This is a genomic window from Chitinophaga skermanii, assembly GCF_003259335.1.
In the GTDB taxonomy this organism is placed as follows: domain Bacteria; phylum Bacteroidota; class Bacteroidia; order Chitinophagales; family Chitinophagaceae; genus Chitinophaga; species Chitinophaga skermanii.
The window spans coordinates 185940-202453 of sequence record NZ_QLLL01000007.1 but is presented as its reverse complement, the minus strand read 5'-3'; the positions used below and the strand labels follow the sequence as shown (position 1 = coordinate 202453).

The window sequence follows — 16514 nt, the reverse complement described above, 5'->3', positions numbered from 1 at the left end:
AGAGGCGGGATTTTTCATAAAATTTTAGGTCGCTTAATATACTGAAAATCAACTATATGATTTTGTGTAATACTGCCGCAAAATGTGAATTGACCATGCCTACCTTTGTATTGATAACCAATTCACAGGGAAATTAGCTTAATATGTAATATTCGTCATGACAACCTGTAAACCAAGGAAATCATGATAACTATATAGCAATTGGGATAACCTTTTGTCCTAAAAAGCGGGGAGAGATTTTAAAACAATATGACCTTCGAAAGAAATAACAATAAAGTGTTAGTTGTATCTTTGCGGCCTTTAAGGCTAACAGAGGTTACAGCAATTATCAACAGACTTGTAGTTATAGAGTATATATGAAAACGAAAACAGCAGCCATCACAGCAGTGGGCGGATATGTACCGGAGGATGTGCTTACCAATGAAACATTGGCTACGATGGTGGACACGTCCGACGAATGGATCATGACGCGCGTGGGCATTAAGGAACGTAGGATTTTACGCGATGAAACAAAAGCGACGTCCGACTTATGCGTTCCCGTGGTGTTGCAGTTGTGTGAGAAGAGAGGCATTTTGCCGAGTGAGATCGACGTAATTATTGTAGCCACAGCTACGCCAGATATGTTGATGCCGTCAACGGCTACCATTTTAATTGGGAAAGTGGGTGCAACGAAAGCTTGGGGTGTGGATGTGAATGCTGCATGTACCGGTTTTTTAGCTGCTTTGGAAATGGGTGCCGCGATGGTAGCCGCTGGAAGATATAAGAAAGTGATTGTGATTGGTGCCGATAAAATGAGTGCTATGATCGATTATACCGATCGTGCTACTTGTACCATTTTTGGTGATGGTGCCGGTGGGGTTTTATTAGAACCTAGTTACCAAGGCTTTGGTTTAAGAGATTCTATTTTGGAATGCGAGCCTAGTGGTCAACAGCATTTACAAATCCGTGCAGGCGGTTCTTTACGTCCTGCTAGCATCGAAACCATCAACAACAAAGAACATTTCATGATGATGAATGGTGGTACGATCTTCAAGCAAGCCGTATCATTGATGTCGAATGTGGTGCAAGAGGTAATGGATAGGAACGAATTAACGGTGGATAACCTCAATTGGTTAGTGCCGCATCAAGCGAACCAACGAATTATTAGTTCTGTTGGGAATTCTCTTGGGTTACCACTCAACAAAATCATGTTGAACATCGAAAGATATGGTAACACCACTGCCGCTACGATTCCTTTGTGTTTATGGGATTACGAGGATCAAATTTATCCTGGCGACAATCTTATCCTCACTGCATTTGGTGCCGGCTTCATTTGGGGCGGCGCTTATGTGAAATGGGGAGCCGACGAATAAACGAATGGAGAAGCCTCTACGATTGTAGGGGCTTTTTTTATAGAATTAAGATAGAATTTCACCCCAAAACGCACGAATACCTTAACTTACAGGTATAAAAGACAGCAGAATGGCCTTCCCCTATAAAACGATTATCAACACAAAAACACGGCAGACCATTACTTTTATACAAACCGCAGCCAGCACAAAAGGGGCCTTATTGGAAATGGAAACTACCTATGCAGCAAATTCCATGATGCCACCACCACATTTTCATCCCCAGCAAAGCGAAGATTTTACCGTGCTTGCGGGCAGCGTAAAAGTGAATATCAACAATGCCACCCAAATTTTGCAACAAGGCGATACCCTGCATATTCCGGCAGGCACCGTTCACGCCATGTGGAACGATGGCCCTGTACCTGCTAAACTGAACTGGAAAATCCAACCTGCACTTAAAACAGAATTCTTCTTCGAAACCATTACCGGCTTGGCTAACGACGATCAAACAAATGCACACGGCGTTCCCGGGATTTTACAATTATCCCTTACCGTACCGCATTTTAAAGAAGAGATTGTGCTAACGAAGCCAGCGCCATCATTACAGAAGTTCCTGTTCATCTTTTTACGTCCTTTCGCCACCTGGCGCAAGAAACAGGCGATTTACCCCGCTTATATTAACTAGCCGAGTTTCTTGATAGCATTTGCAGAAGGTAGTACCACTTGGATTTCTGTGCCTTCATTCATTCTACTATTAACAATGATTTCTCCTTTGTGCATCCGGATAATGTTGTTCGTAAGTGGCAAACCAATGCCATAACCTTTGAACTTATCGGTATTAGAAGCCCGGAAGAAAGGGGAGAAGATATAGGGCAAGTCGCGCTCCGGGATACCAATGCCCATATCTTTAATGATAATAATGTTTTTCGTATCCGTTGCCGCCAATGCCAGCGAAACAGGTTGATTGCTGGAATACTTTACGGCGTTATTCACAATGTTGCTAATTGCCAACTCCAATAACTGGAAGTTCCCCATTACGGCCATCTTTTCCTCTTCTTCCGGGAAAAGGCTATAGTCGATTTCAACAAGGTTGCCAGGCGTAATGCGGTCGGCCATTTTCTTCACCGAGAATAGGAGTTCGTCGGTTCGTACGATGTCGAAGTATTGTTTTTTCCCTTCGAAGCCGGTTTGGGCAAGTTGCAACAAGCTTCGCGTAATGTGGTTGAGGCGTTCGGCTTCCCGCAGCATATTGGAAATAGCTGCTTTGTAGGATTCCGGGTCGCGTTCGCCGCGCAATGCAAGGTCGGCCTCGCCGATAATGGCTGTTAAGGGCGTACCTAGTTCGTGGGAAGCGTTGCTAACGAAGTTATTTTGGGTTTCGAATGCTGTTTCCAGGCGATCGAGCATGTTATTAAAGGTAGCAGCTAGTTCTCCTATTTCATCTTCTCCATCATTCACTTCTACCCGGAGGTGCAAATTACTGGAGCTAATGTTCTTCACCTGGTCCATAATATTATGCACAGGCCGTAAGATATAATGCGAGAAGATTAACCCGGCACCAATAATAAGCGCTGCTGCAATGATGAAACAGATGAATAAGATTTTCCGCAACTCGTCCATATACTGCCCACGGTATTCATTCACCGCCGATACCACTACAATTACCTTCCTCGCTTCATGCTGGTACAATACACCGGCGTAAAATCGCTCGCCATTACGGTAGTTCTCCCGTCCTTGGCGTACCACTTCTTCGTAGAAGGAGCGGGGGAGGTCTAATTGCTTCGGTACGGCAATTCTACCGGCAGCATATTCTACGGGAATAATATATTCTTTTTCAGAAGGCAATTTATCGAGCTGGCGATCGCGGATGTAGTTATACGCCAACGTATCGGTACCTACGGGTGGAAAAGCCGCGTTAGCGGTTAAATAGGCACGAATCTCCAATCTTTTATAGAAATCCCCGAAGGAATAACGGTTCGCCAAGTAATACACGAAAAAGCTCATCAAAAAGATGATCGACACCGTTAGAACGGAGAACAGCAGCATGATTTTATTACTAATCTTCATGCCCTACGGTTTCTTTTAACATATAACCATGGCCCACTACGGTGTGGATTAACTCTGGCTCGTCGGATTTATTGATTTTCTTGCGGAGGTAATTAATATATACATCCACCACTTTCGTGTTCATATTAAAATCGATCCCCCAAACATGCTCTAATATATCGGCGCGCGATAATACTTTGCGGGGGTTGAGCAACAAGTACTCCAATAAGCGGTACTCCGTAGCCGTAAGGGTAAAAACACGTTTGTTGCGGCTGGCAGCGCGGGTATCGGTGTTCAATTCCAAGTCGCCAATACTTAAAATATGGCTGGGCTTATCCGGCACTGCGGGTTGCCCATTGGCTGTAGCAGAGGGAACCCCTTGCTGGCGGCGTATAAGTGAACGAATGCGGGCTTCGAGCTCCTGTAGTTTGAAAGGTTTTACCATGTAATCGTCGGCACCGGAATCCAAGCCAATTACCACGTTTTCCACCGTTGAAAGGGCGGTTAACATCAAAATGGGGGTTGAATTCTTTTCGGCACGTAAATGTCGACATACATCAATCCCGTTCATCCCGGGCAGCATAACATCCAGAATAATGATGTTAAAATCGTTATTGCGTGCCATTTCTAACCCGATTAAACCATCAGGCGCTACACTTACTTCGCCGCCCGATTCGCTCAAACCCCGTACAATCACAGAAACAACCGCAGGCTCATCTTCCACCAATAATATTCGTTTATTATGCATATATTCAAATTTACGACCCTGGGATTTGAAAACAGCAAAAAAGGAAATTCTCTTACCGAATTCTTACCCGGGTTAAACCAAATTTTTACCAGGTTATTAACTTCTTATAACCTTCGCTTTACCTGTTCTTTACCCTGTGCGGGTAATTTTGTTCAAAAAATAACTGGATATGAAAAATGTTATGATTCCTACCGATCTGTCCATTCGTTCGCTCAGCTATTTACACAATTTTGCTGAACAAATGGAAGAACCGTGCCATGTAGTGTTAATGCATGCACAGCGTTTACCGGAGTCTATTTTGGAATATTGGCAGTTTACCCGCAACAGCTTAAAACACGCTCAACTCGATAAAGATTTCCTCGATGCTATCGAGATCATGAGAAACCGCTACGCTAATTGTATTCAATCCATGCGCGTAGAGTTCTTTTACGGAACGTCGAAACCCGCTTTGCGCAACTTCCTTTATGCACATCAAATAGATGCGATCGCTATCCCGGAACAATTACATTATCACCACGCCAGTGAAAGCAGCTTCGATCCTTGTCAATTAATCAAAGGTTGTAAAGTACCAACGATGCAATTGAGAATGACGATGCCGCGCTTAGTGGTGAAGTCGCCGACTTCTATTTCGGCTTTACTGGGTGCTAATCACTGAACATCTAAAAACTTAATACATGCTACTGAAGAAAGGAATTCCGTTGGGCTACATATTTGGCAAAATTAAGTACGAATTATTAGCTGTTGTCGTTTACACGCTTGTTATAAATGTTCTATACTACCAATATAATTTCAAGGAAATGGCCATTCCATTGGCTGTTCCCATGGTACTAGGAACGGTACTTTCCCTTTTATTGGCCTTCCGCTCAAACCAAGCGTACGATCGCTGGTGGGAAGCAAGAACCGTATGGGGTGCCATCGTAAACGATTCAAGATCGCTTGTAAGGCAATTACTGTCATTAATGGATGGTGCAGAAGAAAATGAAGAAACAAGGCATTTCAAAGCACAATTCGTAAAACGACAAATTGCTTGGACATACGCACTGGGTCAATCACTTCGTAAGAAAGATCCATTACGCGGGCTCGACAGGCTTTTATCGCGCCGCGAATTAAACTATTTATCCAAGTTCGATAATATTCCATCAGGACTTTTGCAAATGCATAGCCGCGATTTAAAATACGCTTTACGTCAAGAATGGATCAATCCATACCAACAAGTAGAGCTCGACCGAACTTTAACGCGCTTGTGTGATGCGATGGGTAAATGTGAAAGGATTAAAGGAACAGTGTTCCCGGCAACATACAGTTTATATACTCATTTTGCCGTGATCTTCTTTATCGTTTTGCTACCGTTTGCTTTAATCGATTCACTGGGTATCATGGAAGTACCTTTAGTGGCCGCTATTTCAGCATCATTCTTATTGATCGAGAAAATGGCCGTGAACTTACAAGACCCGTTCGAAAACAAGCCTACAGATACACCGATGACCGCCATTGCCCGCAAAATCGAACGCGATTTGCTGCAATTGCTCGACGATGATAAAGCCAATATTGATCCAGAACACGTGGAAATTATACCGCAAGAAGAAGGATCGTATTACATCTTATAAGGAAGCCATAACATTCCCAATACAATCTTAAATTTTCTGTTTGTAAAGCAGGTGGGACAAGGGTTGCAAAGGAATCAGCTACACTGCAAGCAAGCATTTCTTTGCCCCTTTTTTATCCATGGTAAAGCTATTATTACCACGTTATGGAACCCTAAAAATTCAGTAGCACAACAGTGTATCGTTTGCATGAAAACATAAACTGCGCATGCTGATTGCAAATGGTACACCGTGCTGCCTCGTGAAAGGATTATGTGAATGAGCATTATAACTTACGTCAACGTAGTTGCGTCGCACACTTCAGCTTTCTAGCTGCGGGTGAGCCTTTGAATCATACAGTTGAATAACGAAGTGGGTATTTCGTGCGCGAAGTACCCGCTTTGTTTTTATCACCATATTCCATTGCAGTCATGTAACAAACCCGGTTGAGTTTGGCCAAGGTGAATAGTATAGTTTTGGTGTGAGGAGATATACTCAACCGGTTTATTTTTAGTGTAGTAAAGTAAAAATCCCGTTCAGCTAATATGCTGCTGAACGGGATTTTTCATGTTAGAAGAATTACCTTCTAATGAATAGTTTAGAATAGCTATTTTTAAGATAGAATGATCACATGCTTATTCGTTAATCCACCTACATGACACAACAACAAATTGCCAACATTACCATTGAAAAATGGTTAACAGGCTGGGCCTTATCTAGGCACTTACCTTTACCCATTCCTTACCGATCCGGTTTTAAAGTAGATGTCGGCTATAAAGAACAAATCGCCAGGTATGTATTTCCAGCACTCCATCGTGATTTCTTTGACTTAGCGAATACGATAGAGCAGCCTTGGATACACCTGAAGGTTTGCGCACCACCAGGTGCGTTGAAACAGGACTTACCTGAACGTTGGGTTATTCTTCCACAAGGCTACTTCATGCATTGCTACCATGAAATGCCAGCACCTCGGAAATCGCTTGGTAATGAATATGCTCTATTAATCGAGAAGGATGCTGCCACGTACGTGGTTAAAATTATGCATCAACAAGGTGAGCTTGCTGCCAGCGGTCGCATTGTACTTGTTGATGATATAGCTGTATTCGACCAGGTCGTTACCGATCCTCAGCACCAAAGGAAAGGATTAGCATCTATCGTTCTGAAAGAACTAGAGAAAATTGCTTTAGCGGAAGATATTAGCGAGTATTGTTTAGTGGCTACTGATGAAGGGAAGTTGTTGTATGAATCGCTAGGGTGGGAGATGCGTGCTTATTATACTTCGGTGGTGATTACGGGGGAGTAACGAGGTGGGACTGCTTTTTTTAATAAAGCATCAAAATTGAATATATTCATAATACCTCTTTATGAACAATGTTTCTTAGCTCATCTCATCTTAGGGCCCATAAGTAATTCAAACACTTTTTATAACGAAAAACAATATAGTTAAGAAATAAAAATTATCTTTCGGGCACATTTCAAAAAGACATGAACAGAATTAAAGAAGTGTTGGAGAAAAAAGGCATAAAACAGACCTGGTTGGCCGAACAACTGGGCAAAAGTTACAACGTCGTTAACGGCTATGTGCAAAACAGGCAACAGCCAAGATTGGAAGTACTTTTTGAAATTGCCAGGATATTAGGAGTTAAACCACAAGAATTAATAAAGGATAAATAATGACAAGCACCGCACAAAGGCAAGAGCTGCAAAATAAAATTTGGAAAATCGCCAACGAAGTTCGTGGCTCGGTAGATGGATGGGACTTTAAACAGTTTGTGTTAGGAACACTATTCTATCGCTTCATTAGTGAAAACTTCACCAATTATATGGAAGGTGGCGACGAAAGTATCGACTATGAACAACTATCGGAAGATGTAATAACGAAGGAAATAAAAGATGATGCCATTAAAACAAAGGGGTACTTTATATACCCTAATCAACTATTTGCAAATGTTGCTAAAACAGCCAATACCAATCCAAATCTAAACACGGATTTAAAAGCCATTTTTGATTCGATTGAAAGTTCTGCAAATGGTTATCCATCTGAGCCAGATATTAAAGGATTGTTTGCTGATTTTGATACCACCAGTACGCGCCTCGGTAACACTGTTGAAAATAAGAATAGCCGTCTAGCTGCTGTTATAAAAGGTGTAGAAGAGTTGAAATTCGGAAATTTTGAGGATAATCAGATTGATCTTTTTGGTGATGCCTATGAATTTCTTATTTCCAATTATGCTGCCAACGCTGGAAAATCAGGGGGTGAGTTTTTTACGCCACAACACGTTTCTAAGTTGATTGCACAACTGGCTATGCACAAGCAGGAAAAAGTAAACAAGATATATGACCCTGCTGCTGGTTCTGGCTCCTTGCTTTTACAAGCCAAAAAGCATTTCGACAATCATATTATTGAAGATGGCTTCTTTGGGCAAGAAGTAAACCATACAACATATAACCTTGCACGTATGAACATGTTTTTGCACAACATCAACTACGACAAGTTCAACATTGCCCTAGGCGATACCTTACGCGATCCCCATTTTGGCGATGAAAAGCCCTTCGACGCCATAGTATCCAATCCTCCCTATTCCATCAACTGGATAGGTAGCGACGATCCGACCCTCATTAACGACGACCGATTTGCACCAGCAGGTGTATTAGCCCCTAAATCTAAAGCAGACTTCGCCTTTGTACTGCATGCGCTTAGCTATCTTTCAGGTAAAGGCAGGGCTGCTATAGTTTGTTTCCCTGGCATCTTTTACCGTGGTGGCGCAGAACAGAAAATCAGGAAGTATCTTATAGACAATAACTTTGTAGAGACCATTATTTCTTTAGCACCCAACTTATTCTTTGGTACTTCTATAGCCGTAACGATCCTAGTTCTTTCTAAACATAAAACAGAAAATAAAACCCAGTTTATTGATGCTAGTGGCGAAGATTTCTTTAAGAAAGTAACCAACAACAATGTGCTGGAAGACAAACATATTGCAAAGATCGTGGAACTGTTCGATAGTAAATCGGATGTGGCGCATGTAGCCGTTTCAATCGACAATGCAAAAATTGCCGAAAATGATTACAATCTCTCTGTAAGTTCCTATGTAGAAGCAAAAGATACACGGGAAAAATTTGATATAGCGGAATTGAATAATCAAATTTCAAAAACAGTGGAGAAGATAGATATGCTCCGTACTGATATTGATAAAATTATTAAAGAGATTGAAGGATGAGTTATATAGAGAAATTATTGGATGGTGTAGAAGTGGAGTGGAGAACTTTGGGGGAAATTAGTGAAATCTATGGTGGACTAACTGGAAAAAGTAAGGCGGATTTTGAAAATGGCAATGCAAAATATATTTCCTACAAGAGCATTTTCTTTAATCTAAATACAAGGGACAACATCCTTGAAACAGTTAAAGTTGCCAAATCTGAAAACCAACATATAGTAAAATACGGAGATATTCTATTTACCGGCTCGTCTGAAACAGCTGATGAAGTTGGAATGTCTTCTGCAGTTACTACTAATTTTGAAGAACCAGTCTATCTGAATAGCTTCTCATTTGGTGTAAGATTCAATGAAGACATTCAACTAATTCCAGAGTTTTCCAAATATTTATTCCGCAGTAAGTTGATACGTGCTGAAATATCAAAAACTGCAAGCGGTGTAACACGCTATAATGTTTCTAAGGCAAGGTTTAGAAAAATACTAGTTCCCATCCCACCCCTCCCAGTTCAAAAAGAAATCGTTCGCATTCTAGATAAATTTACAGCGCTTACTGCAGAGCTTACTGCAGAGCTTACTGCAGAGCTTACTGCTCGTAAAAAGCAGTATAGCTATTATCGGGAAACACTGTTAAGTTTTGAAGAAGGAGAAGTGGAGTGGAAAACTTTGGGGGAGATTATTCTAAAGTCTTATTCAGGAGGTACTCCTCAAGCGGGCAATCCTAAATATTACGAAAACGGCACAATTCCGTGGCTTCGAACACAAGAAGTTAAGTTTTCTGATATTGACAATACAGAAATTAAAATAACCGATTTTGCTCTCAAAGAAACTGCAACAAAATGGGTTCCTGCTAATTGTGTAATTATAGCTATTTCTGGTGCAACTGCAGGGCGATCAGCTATTAACAAAATTCCATTAACCACAAATCAACACTGCTTGTGTTTAGAAATCAATCCTCAAAAAGCATTGTATAGATTTGTTTTTCACTGGGTCAGTTTTAATTTTGAAAAGCTTAAAGCTTTAGGACAAGGTGCTAGAGGTGATCTTAACTCAGGAATTATAAAAAACTTCAAAATCCCCATCCCATCCCTCGAAGAACAAGCCCGAATCGTCTCAATCCTAGACAAATTCGACATACTCACCACCTCCATTAGCGAAGGCCTCCCAAAAGAGATTGAACTAAGGAAAAAGCAGTATGAGTATTACCGTGATTTATTACTAACATTCCCTAAAAACAATATAGAACCGTAATATGGGCCAGTCATTAAAAGAAATAGCTCAAAACCTGAAAAATACTGATAAAAAAGTACAGTTAATCTATGCTTTTAATGGCACTGGAAAAACACGGTTGTCTCGTGAATTCAAAGAATTGATTGCTCCCAAAAATCCAGCAACCGAAGAAACAGAAGAGAAAATCAAAATAATGTACTACAATGCATTTACCGAGGATCTGTTTTATTGGGATAACGATTTAGAAAAGGATACAGATAGGAAGTTGAAAATCCAACCCAATGATTATACGCATTGGATACTTGTCGAACAAGGACAAGAGCCTAATATTACAAGGCATTTTCAACGATATACGAATGACAAACTAACACCTCGTTTTAATGAGGAATACACTATTACGGATAAGGAAAATAACAATGTAAAAACACCCGCTTTTTCAGAAGTGCATTTTTCATTTGAACGAGGAAATGACGAACCATCTGAAAATGTAAAAATTTCCAAAGGCGAAGAAAGTTGCTTTATCTGGAGTATTTTTTACAGCTTGCTGGAACAAACAATCAATGTATTAAATGTAGCAGAGGAAGAAGAACGGGAAACAGATCAATTTAATGATTTGGAATACGTTTTTATCGACGATCCAGTTAGTTCTCTAGATGATACACATTTAATTGAACTGGCTGTGGATATTGCAGAACTAGTAAAGTCTAATCAATCCGACCTTAAATTTATTATTACAACACATAATCCACTCTTTTATAATGTACTGTTCAATGAATTCAATAACCCCAATTCGAGCACTGGTTATAAAGTAAAGCACTGCGCAAAAAAACGCTTTGAAAAATTAGAAGACGGTACGTATTTAATGAATGATCAACCCGGCGATTCGCCTTTCTCATATCATCTATTTCTTTTAGCTGAATTAGAAAAAGCAATAGAATCGCCCATTACTATTCAAAAATACCATTTTAATTTCCTCCGCAACATTTTAGAAAAAACATCTACCTTTTTAGGTTACCATAAGTGGAGAGACCTTTTACCACAGGAGTCACGGGAGGCATATTATAACCGCATTATCAACCTGTCAAGCCACTCTAAACATCATGGGGAAGAAGTGGCGATCATCGATGAAAATGATAAGAAAGTGCTGGGATTCTTGGTAAGTGAGTTAAAAAGAATGTACAGCTTCAAATCAATTGTTAATAATACCGAAATAGAGCAAGATGGCAACAAATAATACCATAGCAGAATCAAATAATTTCATTGTTCTCAATGCATATACCAAGTATGCAGAATTGCATGAGCCATCTTCTGAATTTCAAACGGAGGCTGCCTTAGAGTCTGAATTTATCCAGGACCTAGTTGATCAAGGGTATGAATATCCATCAAACATAAATACAGCCGAAGCCCTGTTGGCCAATGCTAGGTTGCAACTACAAGCTCTCAACAATATGGTATTTTCGGATGCCGAGTGGATCCGATTCATAGAAGAATATTTAGACAAACCAAGTGATAACCTTGTTGAGAAAACAAGAAAAATACATGACAATTATATATACGACTTCGTTTTTGATGATGGCCACATCCAAAACATTTACTTAGTCGACAAAACGAATGTAGTCCGTAATAAGGTACAGGTAATCAAGCAGTTCGAACAAAAAGGCACACACGCCAATCGCTACGATGTAACCATCTTAGTGAATGGATTACCCTTGGTACAAGTAGAACTTAAAAAACGAGGGGTTGCCATCCGCGAAGCTTTCAACCAAGTGCATCGCTATACAAAAGAGAGCCTCAATAGTAACAATTCGCTCTTTAAATACTTACAGATCTTTGTTATCTCCAATGGAACGGATACTCGGTATTTTGCAAACACAATTGAGCGAAGTAAAAACAGTTTTGACTTTACTATGAACTGGGCTAGGGCTGATAATTCTTTGATTAAAGACCTTAAAGATTTTACAGCTACTTTCTTCCAGAAGCATACGTTGCTAAATGTATTACTAACTTATTCGGTGTTTGATACAAACGATACACTCCTTATCATGAGGCCCTATCAAATTGCCGCAACAGAACGCATGTTGTGGAAAATCAAAAGTTCCTATTTATCCAAAAGATGGTCCTCTGTAGATGGCGGCGGCTATATTTGGCATACCACAGGCTCCGGCAAAACCTTAACCAGTTTTAAAGCGGCAAGACTAGCAACAGAACTCGACTTCATTGATAAGGTATTTTTTGTGGTGGATCGCAAAGATTTGGACTATCAAACAATAAAAGAATACCAAAGATTTTCACCCGAAAGTGTAAACGGTTCGAATAGTACGGCAGGATTAAAGAGAAATATTGAAAAAGATGATAATAAGATTATAGTAACAACTATTCAGAAGTTGAATAATCTCATGAAAAATGAGCATGAGTTAGCCATTTACCAAAAGCAAGTAGTTTTCATTTTCGATGAAGCGCATCGTTCGCAGTTTGGGGAAGCCCAAAAGAATTTGAAAAAGAAGTTCAAAAAGTACTATCAATTTGGTTTTACAGGAACCCCCATCTTCCCACAAAATGCGCTAGGTGCAGACACAACAGCAAGTGTATTCGGCACGGAACTACATTCCTATGTAATTACAGACGCCATTAGAGACGAAAAAGTACTGAAATTCAAAGTTGACTACAATGATGTTCGCCCGGAGTTTAAGAGCATAGAAACAGAAGTGGATGAAAAAAAATTAAGTGCAGCAGAAAACAAGAAATTATTGCTTCATCCTAAACGCATTACAGAAGTTGCTCAATATATTCTAAATAATTTCAGGCTAAAAACCCATAGAAATCAAGGTAGTAACAAGGGCTTTAACGCTATGTTTGCCGTAAGCAGCGTGGATGCGGCCAAATGCTACTACGAAGAGTTAAACAAGCTGCAAAAAGAAAGTGACAAACGTTTAAAAATTGCCACCATCTTCTCCTTTGCTGCTAATGAAGAACAAAATGCGATAGGCGAAATAGTTGATGAAACGTTTGAACCTTCGGCAATGGATAGCAGTGCCAAAGAATTTTTAACGAAAGCCATCAACGACTACAACACCATGTTTGCAACCAGTTATAGCGTTGAAAATAATGAATTTCAGAACTATTACCGCGACCTTGCTAAACGGGTAAAAAATAAAGAGGTTGACCTGGTTATAGTAGTCGGGATGTTCCTTACCGGCTTTGATGCTCCTACACTCAATACCTTATTTGTTGATAAAAATTTACTTTACCACGGTTTGATACAAGCCTTTTCACGCACCAACCGCATTTATGATGCTACTAAAACCTTTGGCAATATTGTTACGTTCAGGGATCTAGAAAAAGCGACAATTGACGCCATTACACTTTTCGGAGATAGCAATACCAAAAATGTAGTGCTTGAAAAAAGCTACAAAGAATACCTAGAGGGCTTTACAGATCTTATTACAGGTGAAGCCCGGAGAGGTTACATCGAAGTTGTAAGAGAGTTAAATGAAAATTTCCCGAACCCAGATGCAATTCTAACCGAAAAGGATAAAAAGGGATTCTCGAAACTTTTCGGTGAATACCTGCGTGTAGAAAATATACTCCAGAACTACGATGAATTTAATACCCTCAAAGCACTGCAAGCAATTGACATAAATAACGCAGAAGCTGTGGCGGAATTTAAAAAAGTGCATTTTGTAACGGATGAGGAAATAGCCTCGATGCAAAAAATTGAACTACTAAAAGAACGTACTGTCCAGGATTATCGATCTACTTATAACGATATACGTGACTGGTTAAGACGCGAAAAATCTGGAAAAGCAACCGAGGAATCAAAAATTGATTGGGACGACGTAGTGTTTGAAGTTGACTTATTAAAATCACAAGAAATAAACCTTGACTATATTCTTGAATTAATTTTTGAGCATAACAAAAAAACGAAAGACAAAGCTTCTTTAATCGAAGAAATACGTAGAGTTATTCGTGCTAGCATAGGAAATAGGGGAAAAGAAGGTTTGGTTGTTGATTTTATAAACGAAACCAACCTTGATACCCTTAAAGACAAAGCCAATGTAATTGATTCATTCTTTTTATTTGCTCAAAGCAAGCAGCAAATGGAAGCAAGAGCGTTAATAGCAGAAGAGAATCTAAACGAAGAAGAAGCAAAACGGTATATAAGAGCTTCTTTAAAGCGCGAGTATGCAAGTGAGAATGGAACAGAGCTTAACGCTATTTTGCCAAAAATGAGCCCTTTAAATCCTTTATACTTGACTAAAAAGCAGGGGGTCTTCCAAAAGTTGACCCAGTTTGTAGAAAAGTTTAAGGGTGTTGGCGGTCAACTTTAAGTAAATAAAGTACATCAATAAGGAATCCCAGGGCTTTCAAACAGTGAAAGTTCTGGGATAATTTGTTACTTAAAGGAAAGGCTGATGAAGTTTAATGATATGCTATTCTACCAAACAGCTTACAAATTGTTATAAAAGAAAAAGGATCACATAATGTGATCCTTTTTTCTTTTTTTGCTCCCCCTGTTGGACTTGAACCAACGACCCTCTGATTAACAGTCAGATGCTCTAACCAACTGAGCTAAGGAGGAATATTTTCTTTTTTTGTGTCCCGTTCTGTGCGATTGGGATTGCAAAAATAGATAAATTTTTATTCCTGCAAAATCTTTGTTCAACTTTTTTGAAAAAAATTTTAAAATTCATTTTATCAATTCGTCTCAAACCCAATGACAGCAAGCATTACAGCCGGTGAAAAAAATTTTAAAATTTTTTGAAGAACGAATACAAAATCGTTTTTCTCTTTACAAACTCATCCAACTTTTATCAAATCCTACATGTAATATTCCTTCTCTTTCTTCTACCGGGTACGTCTTTAAACAATACCCTTCGCCACTCGAATTATAACCATTGCGGATGTTGAACTTGTATTTATGTAAAGGACAAATTACTTGTCCCTGCGCATCTACATACCCTTCATTCATCGGGGCACCTGCATGCGGACACTTATATGCAAATGCGTACAATTGGCCATTGTAGCGGGTTATACAGATCTTTTTTCCTGCCACGTCTTCTACCAATATCTCTTTTTCTGCTAACACTAAAGCCGGCAATGCATGCCAATTGTACTCTTTGCCCATCTTGTTTTAGAAGAAATATTCCGTTTTGTAAGGATAACGTTCGCGGTAAAGTTGCATCACTTTATCTAGTATCGTTTTACGCAACTCATCAATGTTCATGCGCTCTGTAGCGGATACAAACACGCAGTTACCATGTGTCTTATGCTGCCAACTTTCTTTTAAATCCGTTAAAATGTCTTGCTTTACTTCCGGCGATAACCATTCGTCGAATGTTTGCTTTTCGTACAAGTCCATTTTATTAAAGATTAATATCGTTGGCTTCTCCAGCGATTTTAATTCCGCCAGGGTTTTATTGACCACATCGATCTGGTCTTCATATTTCTGGTGAGAAATATCTACCACGTGCATTAAAATATCACACTCGCGCACTTCATCCAAGGTAGATTTAAAACTCTCTACCAAGTGATGCGGAAGTTTACGGATAAACCCTACTGTATCACTCAGCAAAAACGGGGTTTGCTCAAATACTACCTTCCGGGTTGTTGTATCCAATGTAGCAAAGAGCTTATTCTCGGCAAATACCTCGCTCTTGCTAAGTAAGTTCATGATGGTCGACTTACCCACGTTGGTATACCCCACCAAAGCCACGCGGATATACTCGCCACGCTCCTTACGCTGGGTGAAAGATTGTTTGTCGATCTCGGCCAAACGCTTGCGCAACAGGGAGATTTTGTCCTTTACGATACGACGATCCGTTTCGATCTCCGTTTCACCGGGACCTCTCGAACCAATACCACCACCTTGGCGTTCCAAGTGGCTCCACATACCCCTTAACCGAGGAAGGATGTACTGGTATTGTGCCAGCTCCACCTGCACTCTCGCTTGCGCGGTACGGGCACGGCGGGCAAATATATCTAGGATCAAATCGCTTCGATCGATTACTTTAATCTTTAATACCTTCTGGATATTGTTGATCTGGGAACCGGTTAATTCATCATCAAAAATGACTAAACTAACATCCTTACCCGATACATACTGCTGGATTTCCTCCAACTTACCTTTACCTACAAAGGTAGCCCTGTCGGGATGTGCGAGTTTTTGGGTGAAGCGTTTCACGGAAACCGCACCGGCCGTTTCCGCTAGGAATGCCAACTCGTCGAGATACTCTTGCACTTGTGGCTCTGTCTGTTCCTTATGAATCAAACCTACCAGCACACAGCGCTCTTCTTTGTTTACGACTTGCTTTTTATCTAACAATGTATTTCAAAAATTTTCACGAAGTTACTAATTAAAATCGACC

General features: G+C 40.1%; 14 protein-coding genes and 1 tRNA gene. 10 read left to right on the top strand and 5 right to left on the bottom strand.

Going from position 1 to position 16514, the window contains the following annotated elements; genetic code table 11:
• The first annotated feature begins 356 nt into the window (after positions 1–356).
• Both LX64_RS19090 and LX64_RS19085 read left to right on the top strand, forming a co-directional pair.
• Complete coding sequence (locus LX64_RS19090; protein ID WP_111599297.1) at positions 357–1352, top strand: beta-ketoacyl-ACP synthase III; 996 nt, start codon at positions 357–359, stop codon at positions 1350–1352.
• 109 nt (positions 1353–1461) lie between these two features.
• Positions 1462–2013, top strand: coding sequence for a cupin domain-containing protein (locus tag LX64_RS19085; protein WP_111599296.1), 552 nt, complete (start codon positions 1462–1464; stop codon positions 2011–2013).
• Here the strand turns inward: LX64_RS19085 and LX64_RS19080 are convergent.
• Together LX64_RS19080 and LX64_RS19075 are read right to left on the bottom strand one after the other, a co-directional pair.
• The gene (locus LX64_RS19080; RefSeq protein WP_111599295.1) at positions 2010–3395 is read right to left on the bottom strand and encodes a sensor histidine kinase; all 1386 of its coding nucleotides are present in this window, start codon (positions 3393–3395) and stop codon (positions 2010–2012) included. The genes LX64_RS19085 and LX64_RS19080 overlap by 4 nt on opposite strands.
• The gene (locus tag LX64_RS19075) at positions 3385–4122 is read right to left on the bottom strand and encodes a response regulator transcription factor (protein WP_111599294.1); all 738 of its coding nucleotides are present in this window, start codon (positions 4120–4122) and stop codon (positions 3385–3387) included. Before LX64_RS19075 ends, LX64_RS19080 begins: the two co-directional genes overlap by 11 nt.
• A 169-nt stretch (positions 4123–4291) precedes the next feature.
• Here LX64_RS19075 and LX64_RS19070 point away from each other — a divergent pair, with 169 nt between their 5' ends.
• From LX64_RS19070 to LX64_RS19035, 8 genes are all read left to right on the top strand, one after another.
• Entirely contained in the window at positions 4292–4777 is a 486-nt protein-coding gene (locus LX64_RS19070; protein WP_111599293.1) for a hypothetical protein, read from the top strand.
• Positions 4778–4796: 19 nt separating this feature from the next.
• Positions 4797–5729 carry a bestrophin family protein gene (locus LX64_RS19065; protein ID WP_111599292.1) on the top strand — a complete coding sequence of 311 codons (933 nt, stop codon included), beginning with the start codon at positions 4797–4799 and terminating at the stop codon, positions 5727–5729.
• Positions 5730–6360: 631 nt separating this feature from the next.
• Positions 6361–7008, top strand: a complete 648-nt coding sequence (locus tag LX64_RS19060) for a GNAT family N-acetyltransferase (protein WP_111599291.1) — start codon at positions 6361–6363, stop codon at positions 7006–7008.
• A 182-nt stretch (positions 7009–7190) separates the two neighbouring features.
• Positions 7191–7379: a helix-turn-helix domain-containing protein gene (locus LX64_RS19055; RefSeq protein WP_111599290.1), complete on the top strand. Its 189-nt coding sequence runs from the start codon at positions 7191–7193 to the stop codon at positions 7377–7379.
• The gene (locus LX64_RS19050; RefSeq protein ID WP_111599289.1) at positions 7379–8926 is read left to right on the top strand and encodes a type I restriction-modification system subunit M; all 1548 of its coding nucleotides are present in this window, start codon (positions 7379–7381) and stop codon (positions 8924–8926) included. The genes LX64_RS19055 and LX64_RS19050 overlap by 1 nt, the downstream gene beginning before the upstream one ends.
• The gene (locus LX64_RS19045; RefSeq protein ID WP_111599288.1) at positions 8923–10170 is read left to right on the top strand and encodes a restriction endonuclease subunit S; all 1248 of its coding nucleotides are present in this window, start codon (positions 8923–8925) and stop codon (positions 10168–10170) included. The genes LX64_RS19050 and LX64_RS19045 overlap by 4 nt, the downstream gene beginning before the upstream one ends.
• Position 10171: 1 nt before the next feature.
• Positions 10172–11383 carry an AAA family ATPase gene (locus LX64_RS19040; RefSeq protein WP_111599287.1) on the top strand — a complete coding sequence of 404 codons (1212 nt, stop codon included), beginning with the start codon at positions 10172–10174 and terminating at the stop codon, positions 11381–11383.
• Positions 11370–14477 (top strand): HsdR family type I site-specific deoxyribonuclease, encoded by a 3108-nt coding sequence (locus LX64_RS19035; protein ID WP_111599286.1) that lies wholly within the window; start codon positions 11370–11372, stop codon positions 14475–14477. Before LX64_RS19040 ends, LX64_RS19035 begins: the two co-directional genes overlap by 14 nt.
• A 177-nt stretch (positions 14478–14654) precedes the next feature.
• Here LX64_RS19035 and LX64_RS19030 read toward each other — a convergent pair.
• The 3 genes from LX64_RS19030 to hflX form a co-directional block, all read right to left on the bottom strand.
• Positions 14655–14728 (bottom strand) — tRNA-Asn (locus tag LX64_RS19030).
• Between the two features lie 210 nt (positions 14729–14938).
• Positions 14939–15274, bottom strand: a complete 336-nt coding sequence (locus LX64_RS19025) for a Rieske (2Fe-2S) protein (RefSeq protein WP_111599285.1) — start codon at positions 15272–15274, stop codon at positions 14939–14941.
• A 6-nt stretch (positions 15275–15280) separates the two neighbouring features.
• Positions 15281–16471, bottom strand: coding sequence for a GTPase HflX (hflX, locus tag LX64_RS19020; protein WP_111599284.1), 1191 nt, complete (start codon positions 16469–16471; stop codon positions 15281–15283).
• Positions 16472–16514: the final 43 nt, after the last annotated feature.